This is a genomic window from Paracoccus aminovorans (assembly GCF_001546115.1).
GTDB classification, from domain to species: domain Bacteria; phylum Pseudomonadota; class Alphaproteobacteria; order Rhodobacterales; family Rhodobacteraceae; genus Paracoccus; species Paracoccus aminovorans_B.
The window spans coordinates 397,038-414,494 of sequence record NZ_KQ955210.1 but is presented as its reverse complement, the minus strand read 5'-3'; the positions used below and the strand labels follow the sequence as shown (position 1 = coordinate 414,494).

Here is a 17,457-nt window from a genome sequence, read left to right as displayed (position 1 = left end):
ATGGCGCGCCCGCCCGCCTCGCACCGCTCGCCCCATGCCCGGCCGCTGATCGGCACCCGCATCCGCGAGCGGCGCCTGTCGCTCGGCCGGCGCCAGACCGAGGTGGCGCGGCGGGCCGAGATCTCGGCCGCCTATCTGAACCTCATCGAGCACAACCGCCGCCCGGTCGGCGAGGCGCTGCTGACCCGGCTGGCCGAGGCGTTGGAGATCGACGCGACCGAGCTTGCCTCGGACCGCGAGGAGGCGCTGATCGGCGCCCTGCGCGAGGCGGCCGCGCGCGCGGGCGAGCAGCCGGTCGAGCTGGACCAGATCGCCGAATTCGCCGCCCGCTTTCCCGGCTGGGCGGCGGTGCTGGCCCTGGCCGTGCGCCGCGCCGACGCGCTGGAACGGCGGCTGGTCGCGCTGTCGGACCGCATGACCCGCGACCCCTATCTGCTGACCACGCTGCACGAGGTGCAATCGGCAGTGACGGCGCTGCGCTCGACCGCGACCATCCTGGCCGAGACGCCGGAAATCGAAAGCGAATGGCGCGACCGCTTCCACGCCAACCTGGACAGCGACAGCCAGCGCCTGTCGCGCACCGCGCAATCGCTGGTGGCCTATCTCGACAGTTTCGAGGACGAGGCCGTGCCGATGTCGCCGCAGGAAGAGGTCGAGGCCTGGATCGCCGCCGGAGAGCCCGACCCGGCCGATGCGGCCGAACTGGCCTCGGACGCGGCACGGGTGATGGCGCGCGACCTGCTGGCGGCGCAGGCCCGCGACCGCGCCGCCCTGCCCGACGCGGCGCTGGCGGCGGCGGTGGACGAGGCCGGCGAGACCGGCGGCGACCCGGCGCTGATCGCGGCGCGGCTGGGCCGGCCGCTGGAGCTGGTGCTGCGCCGGCTGGGCATGCTGCGCCCCGGTCCCTGGGCCCAGGCCGGGCTGATCGTCTGCGACGGCTCGGGCGCCACGCCCTTTCGCCACGCCGCGCCCGGCTTCGAGCTGCCCCGCCCCGGCGAAGGCTGCGCGCTCTGGCCGCTGTTCGAGGCCCTGGCCCAGCCGCAGCTGCCGGTCGCGCGGCTGATCGAGACCGCCGGCGGCCGCCGCTTCGCCGCCTGGGCGGTGGCCGAGCGGCTGCTGCCGATGGGTTTCGACGGCCCGGTGCTGAGCCGGGCGCAGATGCTGATCCGCCCCGCCGGGCCCCAGGACGCGCGCCCGGCGCTCGGCGTCGGTCCCGCCTGCCGGATCTGCCCGCGCACGGTCTGCCCGGCGCGGCACGAACCCTCGATCCTGGGCCCGGCATGAGCCCCATTCCGGAGAACCGCGCATGAGCGTCGACGTGCTGCTGATCGAGGACGAGCCCAGCATCGCCGAGGCGGTGCGCTTCATCCTGACCCGCGACGGTTGGGGCTGCGAGCAATGGCCCGAGGGCACCGGCGCGCTGGAGCGCATCCGGGCGCTGGCGCCGCGCATGCTGATCCTGGACCTGATGCTGCCCGGCCGGTCCGGCGCCGAGATCCTGGCCGACCTGCGCGCCGACCCTGCCCTCGCAGCGCTGCCGGTGCTGCTCCTGTCGGCGCGCGGCACCGCCAACCTGCCGCCCGGCGCCGACCGCGTGCTGCCCAAGCCCTTCGCCAATGCCGATCTGCGCGCCGTGGTGCGCGAATTGCTGGAGCAGGCATGAGGCTGCGCCCGCCCCGCCTGTTCCTGGGCCGCACCGCCTATCGCCGCCGCCGGCTGGCCGAGGCGACCCGGCTGGTCCCGGTGCTGTTCGCGGCGCTGGTGCTGATCCCGCCGATCTGGCTGCCGCAGCATTTCAGCTATGCCCGCGGCGCGGTCTGGCTGGCGGTGGCCTGGGCGCTGGCCATCGCCGCGACCGCCGCGCTGCATCGCGCGCTGGGACGGCCCTCGGCGGAGGACGAGGATGACGCCTGAATCCCTGGTCGCCGCTTCGGTGGCCTATGTGGCGCTGATGTTCCTTCTGGCCCATGCCGCCGACCGCGCCGCCGCCGCCGGGCGCTGGCGCTGGATGGACCGGCCGGTGATCTATACGCTGTCGCTCTCGGTCTATTGCTCGGCCTGGACGTTTTACGGCGCGGTGGGCTACGCCAGCCGCTCGGGGCTGGAATTCCTGACCATCTATCTTGGTCCCGGCATCGTGTTTTCCGGCGCTTGGTGGGGCTTGCGCCGGCTGGTGCGGGTGGCGCGGATGCATCGCGTGACCTCGATCGCCGACCTGATCTCCAGCCGCTTCGGCAAGTCGGCGGGGCTGGCCGCGCTGGTCACGCTGATCGGGGTAATGGCGGCGACGCCCTATATCGCGCTGCAATTGCAGTCGGTCTCGATGGCGCTGTCGGCCTTTGCCACGCCCGAGCACGCGCTGCCGCGCAATGTCTCGGTCTGGGTGGCGCTGGGGCTCGCGGCCTTCGCCATCCTGTTCGGCACCCGCAACCTTGCGGTGGACGAGCGCCACCACGGCGTCGTCATCGCCATCGCCGTCGAGGCGGTGGTCAAGCTCGCCGCCTTCGTCGCGGTCGGGGTCTTCGTGATCTGGGGCATCGCCGACGGCCCCGCCGACGTGCTGGCACGCATCGACCGCATGTCCGTCTCGGCCGGCGGCGAGGGCTGGCCGATCAACCCCGAGCGCTGGTTCACGCTGATCCTGCTGTCGGGCGCGGCGGTGATGGTGCTGCCGCGCATGTTCCACGTCCTGGTGGTCGAGGCCAGCGACGAGGACCGGCTGCGCCAGGCCGGCTGGGCCTTTCCGGCCTATCTGGCGCTGATGTCCTTCCTGGTGCTGCCCATCGCCGTGGTCGGCGCCGACATCCTGCCCAAGGGCGCCAATCCCGACCTTTACGTGCTGGACCTGCCGCTGTCGCAGGGCCGCGAGGCCCTGGCGACGCTGGTCTTCCTGGGCGGGTTTTCCTCGGCCATGTCCATGGTCGTGGTCAGTGCCATCGCGCTGTCGACGATGATGGCGAACCATTGGCTGGTGCCGCTGTGGCTGCGGCTGCGCCAGGCGGCGCTGGCCGGGCCGGCGCGCGCGCCCGAGGATCTGGGCACGCTGATGCTCAACGCCCGCCGGCTGGCGATCCTTGCGATCATCGGCGCGGGCTGGCTTTACCACCGCATGTCGGGCGGCACTTCGGCCCTGGCCGCCATGGGCACGGTGGCCTTTTCCGGCATGGCGCAGGTGCTGCCGGCGCTGGTCGCGGGGCTTTTGTGGCGCGGCGCCACGCGGCGCGGCGCCATTGCCGGCGTGGTCGGCGGCACGCTGATCTGGACGCTGCTGGTCTTCCTGCCCTCGCTGGGGCTTCTGGCGCAGCCGGCGATGCCCGCAGGCATCGACCCCTTCGCCGGTGCCGTGCTGCTGGCGCTGGCGGTGAACCTGCTGCTTCTGGTGCTGATCTCGCTGATGGATTTCCCCGAACCGGCCGAGCGGCTGCAGTCGCTGTCCTTCGTCCACGCCGTCGCGCCCGACGCCGCGCCCGGCGACGGCGCCCCGGCCGTGCAGCCCGAGGCGCTGCTGACGCTGGCCGGGCGGCTCTGGGGCAACGACCACGCGCTGGAAACCTTTCGCCGCGCCGCCGAAAGCCAGGGCAAGGGCGGTTACCTGCCCGACCTGACGCCGCGCTTCCTCGCCGATTTCGAGCGGCTGCTGGCCGGCACCGTCGGCGCCGCCACCGCCGCGGCGCTGATGACCCGCGTCGGCGGGCGCGGCGGGGTCACCGTGTCGGACCTGATGGAGGTGGCGGGCGAGGCCAGCCGCGCGCGCGAAGACAACCGGCGGCTGGAGAACACCTCGGCCGAACTGGCAAGAACCGCCGCCATGCTGCGGGAAAGCAACGAGAAACTCACCGCGCTTTCCGCGCAGAAGGACGCTTTCCTTGGCCAGATCAGCCATGAGCTGCGCACGCCGATGACCTCGATCCGCGCCTTTTCCGAATTCCTGATGGAGCCGGATCTTCCGACCGAGGAACGCGCCCGCTTTGCCGGCATCATCCATGACGAGGCCGGCCGCATGACCCGTCTGCTGGACGACCTGCTGGATCTTTCCGTGCTCGAGGCCGGCAAGGCGCGGCTGAAGCCCGGCGTCTTCAACCTGCACGACCTGATCGAGCGCGCGCTCGCCTCGGCCGGCGCCGCAGCCTCCGGGCGCGACTTCGCCATCCGCCGCAATATCGCCGCCGAGCACCTGCCTGTGATCACGGATCAGGACCGGCTGCTTCAGGTCCTGATCAATGTGATCACGAATGCGCGCAAATATTGCAGCGCCGAGGCGCCGCAGATCCGCATCGACTGCCGCCGCAGCCCGGACGGCGGCACCGAGATCGATATCGCCGACAACGGCCCCGGCATCAGCGCCGGCAACCAGGCGCTGATCTTCGAGAAGTTCGCGAGGCTGAACGATCCCGCCAGGGCCGGCGGTGCCGGGCTGGGCCTGGCGATCTGCAAGGAAATCATGGAGTTCCTGGGCGGCTCGATCGCTTACCTGCCCGGCCAAGGCGGCGCCTGCTTCCGTATTTCGCTGCCGCCGCGCCCCGCGCGCCGGGCGGAAAATGATGAAAATGCGGCGCGTTAAACCATTTGGCAACCTGTGCATGGCATGTTGCGCGAAAGTCGTTATGGATTCGCGTGGGTTATGAACAGCGCAGCAACGGAACAGGCGGGTGGCCCCGACAGCACCGGACCGGCAGCAGGCAGCGGGCCCGCGCTTGCGGCGGGTGCTCCCGTGCTTCACCGCTGGATCGCGGCGCGCGGCAACGCCCGCGCCCAATCGGCAATCGCGACACCGGCCGAGTTTCGGCTGGAGCGGGCGGCCGCGACCGCGCTCGGCCGGGCGGCGGAACGCCAGGCCCAATTGCCGGTCTTCGTCGAAAAGGTCGAACTGGCGCGCATGACCCTGTCGGAACTGCCGGAGATCCTGCCGGAACGCGCCCTGCTCGCCGTGATCGAGGGGCGACGTGATGCCATCGGGGTTGCCGCGATCTGCCCCAATCTGCTGGCCTCGCTGATCGAGATGCAGGCGATCGGCCGTGTCACCGCCCGCCCCGCCCCGGCGCGCAAGCCGACGCGCACCGATGCCTCGATCTCGGCCGATTTCGTCAATGCCCTGCTCGGTGAACTGGGGCGCGAATGCCAGGGCCAGGACGCGCCGAATTTCGCCGCCTTCCGCTATGCCACCTATATGGACGATCCCCGCCCGCTTTCGCTGATGCTCGAGGATGGCGACATGGTGCGGCTGACCCTGCGCTTTCGCATCGGTCCGGGCGGACAGCGCGACGGCACGCTGGTGATCGCGCTGCCGCTGGAACGCGACATGCGCATCCCGCCGTCCGAAGCGGCCCGGCCCGCCGCCGTTCTGCCCGGCATCAGCCCGGTCGCGCCGGTCGGGCAGGCGCCAGGGGCCTCGCTCGCCGAGGTGGTGCAGCAGGCTCCGGTCGCCCTGGTCGGCATCCTGTGCCGGCGCAAGGTCAGCCTGCAGCTCTTGCGCAACCTGACCCCAGGTGCCTCGATCCCCCTGCCGACCAATGTGCTGGACGACGCGCGCATCGAAACCGCCCAAGGCCAGCTGCTGGCGCGCGGCCGGCTGGGCGAGGCCGAAGGCTTTCACGCCATCCGCCTGCGCGATCTGGCGCAGGAGACGGCCCCGCGAACCGCTCCTCCGGCATGGCCGGCCGGTTCCCTGGCCGCCGCCTCGGCCGTCACAACGTCGCTGCCGCCCGATCCGCAGGAGCCGCCCTTGCAGGACTATCACGAAGCCGATCCGTTCCGCGGCGCCGAGCCCGACCCCGACGCGACGCCGGTCCGCTTTGCCGGCTAAGCAGCGGGGTCGCATCCGGTCCGGCGGGGCTTTTGCGACAATTTGAGGGCTTTTGCCGCCCCAAAACCCGGCAACGGCCTCCAGAGGCCAGATTCCCCTTGAAAAGCGCCCCGTCTGGACGCATGTAGCTTGCGCCCGCCAAGGCGCGGGTCACCCCTACAGGAGAAGACATGGCCAAGGAAGAAATGCTCGAATTTCCCGGCGTCGTGAAGGAACTCCTGCCGAATGCGACATTCCGGGTCGAGCTAGAGAACGGCCATGAGATCATCGCACATATGGCAGGAAAGATGCGCAAGAACCGCATCCGCGTCCTTGCCGGCGACAAGGTGCAGGTGGAGATGAACACCTACGACCTGACCAAGGGGCGGATCAATTACCGCTTCAAGTGATACCGTGGCCGGCATGACGGCCCCGGACCTGCCCCCCGCCCCCGGCGCGTCCTCGCGCTTGCCTGAACTGGTCCTTGGCTCGGCCAGCCCGCGCCGGCTCGAACTGCTGCGGCAGATCGGCATCGTCCCGGACCGCGTCCTTCCAACCGAGATCGACGAAACCCCGAGGCGAGGCGAGGCGCCGCGCGACTATGTCCAGCGCATGGCCCGCGAAAAGGCAATGGCCGGCGAGGCCCTCAGCCCGCATGCCGCCCTGCTTTGCGCCGACACGGCCGTCGTCGCCGGACGCCGCATCCTGGGCAAGCCCGCCGATGCCGCCGAGGCGCGCCGCTTCCTTGAGCTTCTGTCAGGTCGGCGCCACCGCGTGCTGACCTCGGTCGCCCTGGCCTGCGCCGGCCGGCTGCGCGAACGGCTGGTCGAGACCACCGTGCGCTTCCGCCCGCTGACCGCGGGCCAGATCGACGCCTATCTCGCCTCGGGCGAATGGCAAGGCAAGGCCGGCGGCTATGCGATCCAGGGCCGGGCCTCGGCCTTCGTGGTCTGGATGCAGGGCTCCTACAGCGCGGTGGTCGGCCTGCCGCTGGCCGAAACCGCCACGCTGCTCGCCGCAATCGGAATTCGGGAACGCACGGAATGAAGGGTCGCCAGATCGTCCTTGGCCAGGTCTTTGGTCGCAACGCCGCCGCGCTGATGCTCGACGGCCAGCTCGAGGATCTGATCCTCGACCCCGCCGGCGCCACGCCGCTGGTGCCCGGCGCAATCTGCCGGGCCCGCGTCGACCGGCTGGTCAAGGGCCAGGGCGGCGTCTTCCTGCGCCTGCCCGCGGGCGCGCGCGGCTATCTGCGCGACCGCGGCGGCCTGCGCGAGGGGCAGTCGCTGGTCGTCCAGGTCAGCGGCAGCGCCGAAGAAGGCAAGGCCATCCCGGTCTCGTCGCGGCTGAATTTCCGCGGCCGCACGCTGATCGTCACCCCCGGCGCGCCCGGCGTGAACGTGTCGCGCCGGATCCGCGACGGTGCCCTGCGCGAAGCGCTGGTCCAGCTTGGCGAGGCCGCGCTGGCCGGGCTGGACGAGCCGCCGGGCCTGGTCTTCCGCAGCATCGCTGCCGAAACCCCCGAGGACGAGATCGCCGCCGAGCTTCAGGAATTGTTGGCCCTGGCCCGCGCCGTCGCCGCCGATCGCGACGGTGCGCCCGAGCTGTTGCTGGACGCCCCCGAGCCGGCCGAACAGGCCTGGCAGGACTGGGCCGATCCCGCCCCCGACAGCATTGCCGAGGGCGAGGACGCATTCGAATCGACCGGCGCGGCCGATGCCGTGCGGCAACTGCTGCGACCCCGCCTCGACTTGGGCGGCGGCGCCTGGGCCGAGATCGAGGCGCTGCGGGCCTTGGTCGCCATCGACGTCAATACCGGCAGCGACCACTCGCCCGCAGCGGGGCTCAAGGCGAATATCGCGCTGGCCCGCGCCCTGCCGCGGCAATTGCGACTGCGGGGCCTGGGCGGTCAGATCGTCGTGGACTTCGCCCCCTGCCCCAAGCGCGATCGCGGCACGCTGGATCAGGTGCTGCGCGCCGCCTTCCGCGCCGAATCGGCCGAGACGGTGCTGATCGGCTGGACGGCGATGGGGCTTTACGAGATCAGCCGCAAGCGCGACCGCCTGCCGCTTTCACGCCTGGTCGAGACGGAGTCGCCGGCATGAAATGCCCGATCTGCGGCAAGCCTGTTTCCGAGCGTTACCGACCCTTCTGCTCGCGGCGTTGCGCGGATGTCGATCTGGCGCGCTGGTTTCGCGGCGATTACCGCATCCCCGGCGCGCCGCTTCCGCAAAGCGACGAGGAAGAGTGAAAATTTCGCTTTTCGCTCTGGACAGCGCGGCGAGCCTGGCCTAACTACGCGCCAGTCCGAAGCAAGATAGCTCCGGCGCCCGGATAGCTCAGTTGGTAGAGCAGCGGATTGAAAATCCGCGTGTCGGTGGTTCGAATCCGCCTCCGGGCACCATCTTTTCAAAGACATAGCTGTTACTGCTCCATTAGGGGTATCACTCACGGTATCAGTTTCTCGTTCTGGTCCTGTTCTGTTCATTGGCGTTTCTCCCGCGCCTGTCGCGCTCGCATTTCCTGCCGCGCCTCGTCCGCATACTTGGCGATCATGGCTTTCGTGGCGTGGCCGCTATAGGCGGCTATCTCGTCGTCATCACAGCCTGCCCATGCCAATTCCTTGATGCTGCGATAGCGCAGGGCGTGCAGGTCGTAGGCTTCCAGCCCGAGACGCAGGCGCTCTTTCCGCATGACCTTTGCCATGTAAAAATAGGTCATCGGGTTGCCGTTGGGCTGGGTCAGAATCGGACGGGCCGCAATCGGCGTCGCGCCCAGCGCCCGCCTCGCCTGTTCCAGTGCCGCCTTGAGCGCCGAAGTGCATGGCAGGATCAGGGGTTTGTCAGCCTTGCCCTGCCGCAGTCGCAGCATGTCTCCGTCATAATCGCCCCAAGTGAAGCGTAGCCAGTCGCTCGGGCGCTGGACGCTGCTCACGCCGATCTCAAAGATCAGACGGCATAGCTCGCTGGCCTCGGCCCGGAATTTCTCTACCGCCCAATCCGGCCAGGGCAGATGCTCGCGCTGCCGCTCGGCCGGGGTCTTGAGCCCCGAACGCCTTTCGCCGGGTTGTTCTGGATCCAGCCCAGATCAATGGCATGTTCGCAGAGAACGACCAGCATCTGGGGGATGTAATTCGCAAAGCGGGTGCGGTGAGCATTGGCCTTTTGCGCCCCGATGACATCGGCTCCTTCACGTGGCTGCCGATCTTCTCGCGCAGGTAGTCCATCACCTTGTCGTAGTCCTGCCGGGTGGGGCCGGTCGTGGCCGGGTTGTGCAGGCCGGGCAGGATGCCGAACACGCCGAAGATCTCGCCCTTGGCCTCGGTCAGCAGCTTGTCGGCCAGCGTCTTGTCGAGCTGCGGGGAAAGCTGATCCGGCGACTGGCCGATGTTCGGGTTCATGCCCGCCGCCGTCGCCTGCGCCACGCCCTCGATGACCAGCGCCGCGCCCCGGTTGCCCCGGAAGCTGCGCCGCATCAGCGTCATAGCCGTCCACAATCCGCACCTGTTCCTTGTCTTGCAGGCGGGTCTTGGCCTTGTGGAACGCGGTTCTCTTGCTCGTCGGGCTATCACCAGTGGAAAGCGAATGGCGGTCGCACAACTCGCGCCAGTTCTCGACTGAAACCACCTCGCGGTTGGCCGGGAACATGTCGCTGTGCATCACCTTGCCGTGCTGCGCGATTGCGTCGGATAGGGCTTGCAGGGCGATCTTGTCGGAGCCGGACAGCTTCACGCGCTTGGCCGGGGCCTCGGTCGCCTCCACGACAGCCGAAGTTACCTTGTCGCCATCCTCGTCATGGCCGAGGAACACGCCCTTGAGCCGGTAGGCGAACACGCCGTCACAGGGCATATCCCGCTGCTTGCGCGCCTCGGCCGTCACCACGTCGTCGGTGCGGGTCAGCTCGATCTCGGTATCGACCGCGGCCCGCAGGCTGCCAGAGCCTCGCGCGCCCTTGCTGGCGTCCTTGCCGCTGTGGTGGATCACCATGACATGCGCCCCGGTTACCTCGCGCAACAGGTCGATGCTCTTAATGAACATGCCCATGTCCTTGGCGGTGTTCTCGTCGCCCGCCCCCATGGTGCGGGCCAGCGTGTCCACCACGATCAGGCTGGGCATCTGGTCGAAATCCTCGCGGATCGCGGCAACTAGATAGCTGGCGTCCTCGGACGTGCAGAGATCGAGCGGTGCCGACAGCAGGCAGAAATCACCGTTTTCCTCGATCCACTCCATCAGCTCGGGCTGAGGAAATGGGATCTCCTGCACATATGGACAGCATAAACCCAGTTGGATATAGGCCAGCTTCTCGCCAAGACGCGATTTCATCGATACGTGCAGACTGCAGTTGCAGCCATTCGCCGAATGCGGCGACGAGCGGCACTGCGCGCTTGGCGAGCCGACAGCCGCTGGCCGGGGCCCATACCGCGGATTTCGGCCTCGATCCGGTAAAGTTCGGCGATCCGACGCAGTCCCTCGGCCGCGACCTCGGAGCCGTCGCGATCGAAGATCTCCTTCAGCTTGCGCCGCGCCCTTGAGTTCGTCACCGCTTCCTTCGGCCCATGTTCTCGACCATGAGGGCGGTAATATGTCCGTAAAGCCTGCGATCCGTCTTCGACCGTGACTTGAAAAGATCAGGCCGCCGCTTCCTTAGTGAGCGAACCGTAGTCAAACGGACAAACCGAAGCCAGATCAATCGCCTGAAGCTCCTCAAGGCCGGTTGGATGGCCGCGCCGGCATCCCTCCCGCGTTACCGCCGCAACCTGAACTGCGAAACCTAGGCATCAACCAGAGCCAAGATTGCATGCCGTTCGACAGCCTGCTGGCCCGATCGTCGTCCACGATCACGATTTGGCAGGCTTGGTCCGGTGCCCGAACATACCATCGCGGACAAGCTGAATTCTGCTTCAACAAGGCTGGCTATGAAACCACCAGCCGAACTGCGCATGCTGCGGCGCTGCCCCAACGACCAACATGGTTAAACCAGCAACGACGGAGCGGCGAGAGCCGCGCCCAAGTCTGACCCACGAAGGACAGCCCCGGAGACCAGATCCCGCGCGCCCCAGCCGTCCGCCTATTGGCCCAGCTTCCGCGCCACCAGTTCCTGCACCGCGGCCGGGTTGGCCTTGCCGCCGGTGGCCTTCAGCACCTGACCCACGAACCAGCCGGCGAGCTTCGGATTGGCCTTGGCCTTCTCCACCTGCGCCGGATTGGCGGCGATGATCTCGTCCACGGCCGCCTCGATGGCGCCAAGATCGGTGACCTGCTTCATCCCGCGCGCGTCCACGATCTCGGCCGGGTCGCCGCCTTCGGTCCACAGGATCTCGAACAGATCCTTGGCGATCTTGCCCGAGATCGCGCCCGAGCCGATCAGGTCGATCACCCCGCCCAGCTGCGCGGCGGAAACCGGCGAGGTTTCCACCGTCAGGCCTTCCTTGTTCAGCCGGCCGAACAACTCGTTGATGACCCAGTTCGCGGCCATCTTGCCGTCGCGGCCCCGGGCCACGGCCTCGAAGTAATCGGCATTTTCGACCTCGGCGGTCAGCACGCCGGCGTCATATTCGGAAAGCCCCAGATCGGCCACGAAGCGGGCCTTCTTCTGGTCCGGCAGCTCGGGCATCGAGGCGGCGATGCCGTCCACCCAGGCCTGCTCGATCTCCAGCGGCAGCAGGTCGGGATCGGGGAAATAGCGGTAGTCGTGCGCCTCTTCCTTGGACCGCATCGAGCGCGTCTCGCCGCGGTCGGGATCGTAGAGCCGGGTTTCCTGCACCACCTTGCCACCGTCTTCCAGGATGGCAATCTGGCGGCGCGCCTCGTAGTCGATGGCGGCCTGGATGAAACGCAGCGAGTTCATGTTCTTGATCTCGCAGCGTGTGCCGAGATGGCTGAAGTCCTGGGTCTCCTGGTAGCGCTCATAGGCGCCCGGCGGGCAGACCGAGACGTTCACGTCGGCGCGCAGGTTGCCGTTCTGCATATTGCCGTCGCAGGTGCCCAGATAGCGCATGATCTGGCGCAGCTTGGCGACATAGGCCGCCGCCTCCTCCGGCCCGCGGATGTCGGGGCGGCTGACGATCTCCATCAGCGCGACGCCGGTGCGGTTCAGGTCCACGAAACTCATGTTCGGGTCCATGTCGTGGATCGACTTGCCGGCGTCCTGCTCCAGGTGGATGCGCTCGATGCGGACGCGGCGGGCGACGCCGGGGCCCATGTCCACGATCACCTCGCCCTCGCCCACGATCGGGTGGTAGAGCTGGCTGATCTGGTAACCCTGCGGCAGGTCGGGATAGAAATAGTTCTTGCGATCGAAGGCCGAGCGCAGGTTGATCGCCGCCTTCAACCCCAGCCCGGTCTTGACCGCCTGTGCCACGCAGAATTCGTTGATGACCGGCAGCATCCCCGGCATGGCGGCATCGACGAAGGCGACATGGCTGTTCGGCTCGGCCCCGAAGCCGGTCGAGGCGCCGGAAAACAGCTTGGCATTTGAGGCGACCTGGGCGTGAACCTCCAGCCCGATGACCAGTTCCCAATCCTGCTTCGCGCCCTGGATGACTTTCGGTTCCGGCGCGGTATAGGTCAGATGGTCAAGCATGGCATTCCCCTTGGCAAGGCTGCCCGCCTTTTAGGGTCTCGGCGCCCGCCCGGCAAGGCCCGGGCCGTGGCAGCGCCGCAGGAGTATTTGGAAAACAGTGAAGACAAGATCTCTTGCGCGCTTCTTTGCTCCTCAAATACCCAACCGCCGCGGCGCCACCAGAATGGACCGCGCCAGGCTCTCGCCAATCCTGCATTTACCGTTTTCCAAATACCCGAACCCGACCGAGCAACAACCGGAAAGCCCGGACATTGACCTCAGCGACCACCTGGACGACCGGGACGGGCCAGCCCGTGCTCGGGCGCCTCGTCGCCTTCGGACCCGATGGGCGCGGCGCTGGGACCGTGCGAGAAGCGCTCGATCAGGGCGTTTTCCAGCTGCCGGTTCAGGTCGCGGCTCAGCGCCATGTAGTCGGGATTTTCCTCGACCGGGACGCCAGGCTTCCAGACCTCGGCCAGTTCGCGCAGATGGGCGCGGTCCATGCGGTAGAAGATGCGCTCCAGCTCGGCCGCCTCATAGGGCGACAGGCCGACATGCTCCAGCGCATAGCGCCCGGCGCGCAGCGAGCTGTCGAAGGTCTCGCGCACGATATGGTCGGCCTTGGCGGCGTAAAGCTGGAACACGTTCACCCGGTCGCGGGCGCGGGCAATCACCACGATGTCGGGGCGCTTTTCCTTGGCATAGCGCACCAGGCGCAGGTTCGCCTCGGGGTCGTCGAGCGCCGCGACCAGCACGCGCGCCTTGTCGAGCCCGGCCGCCGCCAGGATCTCGGGCCGGGTCGGGTCGCCGAAATAGCCCTTGAAGCCGAAGCGGCGCATCAGCTGGATGACCGCGAGGTCGTGGTCCAGCACCGTGGTCTTGAAGCCCGACATGGTCACCAGCCGGTTCAGCACCTGGCCGAAGCGGCCGACGCCGGCGATGATGATCGGCTGCTGCTCCTCGATCTCGTCGGCGAGGTCGCTGGCGCGTTCCTCGGCGATGCGGCGCGAGATGAAGTCCGACAGGATGAAGAGAAGCGGCGTCGCCAGCATCGACAGCGCGATGACCAGCAGGATGCCCTGAGCGAGGGCACGCGGCAGGATCGCCAGCGAAACCGCATAGGAGATCAGCACGAAGCCGAATTCCCCGGCCTGCGCCAGCGACAGGGTGAACAGCGTGCGGTCGCGGCCGCGCAACCCGGTCAGCCGGGCGATCAGGTGCAGGACGACCGCCTTGATCGCGATCAGCGCGACCGTCACGCCCAGCACGGTCCCCGGCTGCTGGAACAGGATGCCGAAGTCCATGCCGGCGCCGACGGTGATGAAGAACAGCCCCAGCAGCAGCCCCTTGAAGGGCGCGATCTGGCCCTCGAGCTCGTGGCGGAACTCGGACCCGGCCAGCATGACCCCGGCCAGGAAGGTGCCAAGCGCGGGCGACAGGCCGACGAATTCCATCAGCGAGGCGATGCCCACCACGATCAGCAGCGCGAGCGCGGTGTCGAGCTCGTTCAGCCGCGCCGAATAGACATAGCGGAACATCGGCCGGATCAGGTATTGCCCGATCAGGATCACCGCCGCCACCGCGCCCAGGGTGACCAGCGCCGCCGCCCAGCCGGGCAGCGAATGCATGAAGGCCTCGCCGATATGCTCCTCGGACGTGGGCAACGGCGCGCGTGTCGCCAGCAGCGGCATCAGCGCCAGCATCGGGATCACCGCGATGTCCTGGGTCAAGAGCACGGCGAAGGCGCTGCGCCCGCCCGGGGTCTGCATCAGCGATTTTTCCGACAGGGTCTGCAAGACGATGGCGGTCGAGCTCAGCGACAGGATCATGCCCAGCGTCACCGCGACATGCCAGTCCTGGTTCAGCGCCATCGCCAGCAGCGCCAGCAGCGCCACGGTGCCCAGGATCTGCATCCCGGCCAGGCCCAGAAGCTTCTTGCGCATCTGCCACAGCGCCTCGGGCTCCAGCTCCAGCCCGATCAGGAACAGCATCATCACCACGCCGAATTCGGCGAAATGCTGCAGGTCGGCCATGGCCCCGGCGGAACCCGCGATGCCCAGCACCGGCCCGATCACGATGCCCGAGACCAGATAGCCCAGCACCGATCCCAGGCCCAGCCGCGCCGACAGCGGCACGGCGATCACCATCGTCAGCAGGTAGACGGTGGCGATCAGCAGGAAGGATTCCATCAGCGCCCGTCCAGCATCCGCAGTTCGTGGGTGCGGCCCGACTTCACATAGGTCAGCCGCCCGTTGCCGATCGAGTTGATGGTGCCGCCGTCGATGCGGTCGCCCAGCCGCACCGTCACCACCTTGCCGCTGCGCAGCCGGATCAGCGCCCGGCTGGCCTGGCCGGCGCCGATGATGCCGATGATGGTGGTGCGGCCGGTGTCCATGCCGCGCGCCTGGGTCGCGGCCTTGGCGACGCTGGCCGAGGACACGCCTTTCGACAGGGCCGAGGCGGCGATCTCGGGCTCGTTGTCGATTTCCGGCGGCTTGTAATCCTGCTTGCGGGCGCGGGCGGCGCGTTCCTCGGCCTCGGCCTGGGCGCGGGCGCGGGCTTCGGCCTGGGCGCGGGCCTGGGCCTCGGCGGCGGCATCGGCCTGGGCGCGGGCGCGGATGCGCGCCTCGGCCTGGGCCTGCAATTGCTCGTCGAGCGCACGGCGGGCGGCGATCTCGGCATCGCTGGGGCCCGCAGCCGGCGCGGCCGCTGCCGGGGCCGCCGCGGCCGGTTCGGGGCCGGGCGTCGGGTCGGCGGCGGGCTCGGCCGCAGCGCCGCGCCGGGGCGGCAAGGGCGACGAGGCGAGCGCCGAAAGCTGCACCGCGCCCGGCGTCGCCGCAGGCGCGGCGGCAGCGGCCGACAGCGCCGCGTCGATGGCTCCGGCCGAGGGCGTGGCGCCGCCTTTGCCGGGACGCGGCTGCGGGCGGGACGAGCCACGCAAAAGCCCGCCCGAATCCCGGGCGGGCGTCGCGGCTTCCGCGCTGCGGCCGGGCTTGTCCGGTGGTGGCGTCGTGGCGGCGCGCAGCGCGGCATCGACGGCCGAGGCGCTGACCGCATCGCTGGCGGTGGCGGCCCTGCCGGGCTTGCGCAACGGCCGGGCCTGGGCCAGCCGCGCGCCCTCGGCCGCAGGCACCATCCGGGCCTCGACCAGGCCGTGCCGGCCCAGGTCTCGGATCAGATCGCGCAACTGCCGGTCATCGGCCGGGGTCAGCGGCTCGTCCTCGATCAGGTCGGGGGCCGCGCCCTCGGGGCGCAGCGGCGGCCGGGACGAGCCGCGCAGCGCCGTATCCTGGGCGACCCGGCCGGCGGGCGCCGCAGTCGGGCTGGCGGCCGGCGTCGCGGCCGGGGCGACGGCGCGGCGGGCGCGCTCCGGCGGACGGGTGGCGCGGATCGGCTGCGCCGCCTTCTGGCTTGCCGCATAGGGCAAGGGATCGGCCGGCAGGCGCGGCGCGCTGTCGGCACGCGGCGCGCTGGTCTGCGGCGTGCTGCGCCGCGGCGCCAGCTGCGGCCGCGCCGAACTGCTGAGGCGTCCCGCTGCCCGCGCCGGGGCGGTCGGCCGTGCGGCCGAGGACGTGGTCCGGGCCACCTGCTGCGGCGCGGCAGCGGGGCGGGTGGCGGCGACGCTGGCTGCCGGGGCGGCAGCGGCGACGGCGGGCGCTTGCAGCGGGACCGCGGCCGGCGCATCCGGGGCCGCAGGCGCGGCGGCATGGGTCGAGGGCGGCACCACGGCGGCGGCGACCGCGGCGGCGGCAACGATGACGCGCCGGCGCTCCTCCTCGGTCAGGGCCGAGATCGGCGCGGCGGGCGCGGCCAGCTGCGGCGCGGGCCGAGCAGGGGCCGCGGTTTGCGGGGCAACCGCCGAGACGGCCGCAGGTTCGGGGGCGGCTGCCACGACGGGCTCCGGCGCGGCTTCGGGGACGGGTGCGGTTGCGGCGGCTTGCGGCGCCGGATCGGCCGGCTGCTCGGCCGTGGGGGCGGATTCGGCCAGGCTGTCGCCACCGTCGCGCGGCACCACGAAGGCCCAGATCAGGATCAGCCCGGCGACCAGCGCCGCCAGCATGCCGACGAGGCCGACCAGCCCGCCACGCTCGCCCGGGCGGCGGCCGGGCGGCGGCGCGGCCACGGTCTCGCGCGTCTTGCGGGCGCCGGCGGCGCGTTCATGGATGGCCCGGGCGCGCGGGTTCAGGGCCGCGGCACCCTCGGCGGCGGTCGGCGCGTGGCGCACTACGGCGACCGCGGCCTCGGCGGTCTCGGCCTCGGCTGCGCCGGCCGGCGGGGCGGGCGCATCATCGGCGGGCTCGGGCGCTTTCGCTTCCGGCTCGGGTACCTCGGGGTCCGGCACATCGGCCGTGGCGGCATCGGCCTTGGGCGCATCGGTTTCCGCGGGCGTCGCATCGGCGGCCGGTGCCGGGGCCGGCGGCGCTTCGGCGGCGGGCATCTGCGTCTCGGGCTCCACCGTCGGCCCGGGTTCGGCGGGGGTTTCCGCCGCGGCCTCCGTCACGTCGCCGCCCAGGTCCAGATCCGAGGCCGCGCTGTCCTCGGCGAATTGCAGCCCGGCCGAGGTCACGCCGGCCTGGGCCGGATCGACCGCGGGCCGGGCGCGGGCCGGCGGATCCAGCACGAAGACCGGCTCGCCCGGATAGGCGCCCTCGGACGGGGCGGCGCAGAAGCCCTGGCCGTCGAAGCCGTATTGCGCGGCGAAGTCGCGCGCCTCGCGCAGGGTCTGGCGCGCCACGGCGGCGACCCGCACGCTGTCGCCGTCGCCCTCCCAGTCGAAGGCCAGGTCGTCGATGGCATAGGGGGTCAGCCCGTCCAGTGCCCGGCCCACCGACCGCTCGCGGTCGGCGCCGGGGGCGACGGTCAGGGTGGTGTAAAGGATCTGGTCGTCGGGAATGACCAGCGTCACCGGCAGCGGGGCCGCGTCCCCGGCCATGGCGCGCAGCGCGGTCAATTCGTCGCGAAACCCGGCCGAGTCGAACTCGACCGAGCCGAGATGGCGCCATGCGGCCGGCACCTGCCCCTCGGCCGCCGTCTCGCGGCGTTGCAGATGCACGGCATCCTCGCTGAAGGAAAGGGCGTATTCGGTAACGGAATCAAGCGACATGAATAGGCTT

14 protein-coding genes, 1 tRNA gene and 1 pseudogene are annotated in these 17,457 nt (G+C 70.2%); 10 read left to right on the top strand and 6 right to left on the bottom strand.

The window, feature by feature from the left end; translation table 11 throughout:
• From ASV56_RS19835 to ASV56_RS19790, 10 genes are all read left to right on the top strand, one after another.
• Positions 1-1,284, top strand: coding sequence for a helix-turn-helix transcriptional regulator (locus ASV56_RS19835; RefSeq protein ID WP_062563696.1), 1,284 nt, complete (start codon positions 1-3; stop codon positions 1,282-1,284).
• Between the two features lie 22 nt (positions 1,285-1,306).
• On the top strand, positions 1,307-1,663 hold the full coding sequence (locus ASV56_RS19830; RefSeq protein ID WP_062563695.1) for a response regulator transcription factor: 357 nt from the start codon (positions 1,307-1,309) through the stop codon (positions 1,661-1,663).
• A complete protein-coding gene (locus tag ASV56_RS19825) occupies positions 1,660-1,914 on the top strand; it encodes a hypothetical protein (RefSeq protein ID WP_062563694.1) in 255 nt (84 codons plus the stop codon). Before ASV56_RS19830 ends, ASV56_RS19825 begins: the two co-directional genes overlap by 4 nt.
• Positions 1,904-4,561, top strand: coding sequence for an ATP-binding protein (locus ASV56_RS19820; RefSeq protein WP_062563693.1), 2,658 nt, complete (start codon positions 1,904-1,906; stop codon positions 4,559-4,561). Before ASV56_RS19825 ends, ASV56_RS19820 begins: the two co-directional genes overlap by 11 nt.
• Positions 4,562-4,711: 150 nt before the next feature.
• Positions 4,712-5,803: a FliM/FliN family flagellar motor switch protein gene (locus tag ASV56_RS19815; RefSeq protein ID WP_062563692.1), complete on the top strand. Its 1,092-nt coding sequence runs from the start codon at positions 4,712-4,714 to the stop codon at positions 5,801-5,803.
• Positions 5,804-5,973: 170 nt separating this feature from the next.
• Complete coding sequence (gene infA, locus ASV56_RS19810; RefSeq protein ID WP_010397442.1) at positions 5,974-6,192, top strand: translation initiation factor IF-1; 219 nt, start codon at positions 5,974-5,976, stop codon at positions 6,190-6,192.
• Positions 6,193-6,205: 13 nt separating this feature from the next.
• A complete protein-coding gene (locus ASV56_RS19805; RefSeq protein WP_062563788.1) occupies positions 6,206-6,829 on the top strand; it encodes a Maf family protein in 624 nt (207 codons plus the stop codon).
• Complete coding sequence (locus ASV56_RS19800) at positions 6,826-7,887, top strand: ribonuclease E/G (protein WP_062563691.1); 1,062 nt, start codon at positions 6,826-6,828, stop codon at positions 7,885-7,887. Before ASV56_RS19805 ends, ASV56_RS19800 begins: the two co-directional genes overlap by 4 nt.
• Positions 7,884-8,033, top strand: coding sequence for a DNA gyrase inhibitor YacG (locus ASV56_RS19795; protein WP_062563690.1), 150 nt, complete (start codon positions 7,884-7,886; stop codon positions 8,031-8,033). Before ASV56_RS19800 ends, ASV56_RS19795 begins: the two co-directional genes overlap by 4 nt.
• Positions 8,034-8,110: 77 nt before the next feature.
• Positions 8,111-8,186, top strand: a tRNA-Phe gene (locus ASV56_RS19790).
• A gap of 80 nt (positions 8,187-8,266) precedes the next feature.
• Here the strand turns inward: ASV56_RS19790 and ASV56_RS24685 are convergent.
• The 6 genes and pseudogenes from ASV56_RS24685 to ASV56_RS19765 form a co-directional block, all read right to left on the bottom strand.
• Positions 8,267-8,716 (bottom strand): tyrosine-type recombinase/integrase, encoded by a 450-nt coding sequence (locus ASV56_RS24685; RefSeq protein ID WP_253880178.1) that lies wholly within the window; start codon positions 8,714-8,716, stop codon positions 8,267-8,269.
• Positions 8,717-8,769: 53 nt separating this feature from the next.
• Entirely contained in the window at positions 8,770-10,011 is a 1,242-nt protein-coding gene (locus ASV56_RS24680; protein WP_062563688.1) for an AAA family ATPase, read from the bottom strand.
• A gap of 57 nt (positions 10,012-10,068) precedes the next feature.
• A pseudogene (locus ASV56_RS23150) lies at positions 10,069-10,313 on the bottom strand (IS66 family transposase); the annotation flags it as partial.
• A gap of 536 nt (positions 10,314-10,849) precedes the next feature.
• Positions 10,850-12,364: an Asp-tRNA(Asn)/Glu-tRNA(Gln) amidotransferase subunit GatB gene (gatB, locus tag ASV56_RS19775; protein WP_062563687.1), complete on the bottom strand. Its 1,515-nt coding sequence runs from the start codon at positions 12,362-12,364 to the stop codon at positions 10,850-10,852.
• A 257-nt stretch (positions 12,365-12,621) separates the two neighbouring features.
• On the bottom strand, positions 12,622-14,532 hold the full coding sequence (locus ASV56_RS19770) for a monovalent cation:proton antiporter-2 (CPA2) family protein (RefSeq protein ID WP_062563686.1): 1,911 nt from the start codon (positions 14,530-14,532) through the stop codon (positions 12,622-12,624).
• Positions 14,532-17,447: a hypothetical protein gene (locus ASV56_RS19765; protein WP_062563685.1), complete on the bottom strand. Its 2,916-nt coding sequence runs from the start codon at positions 17,445-17,447 to the stop codon at positions 14,532-14,534. The genes ASV56_RS19770 and ASV56_RS19765 overlap by 1 nt, the downstream gene beginning before the upstream one ends.
• Positions 17,448-17,457 lie beyond the last annotated feature (10 nt).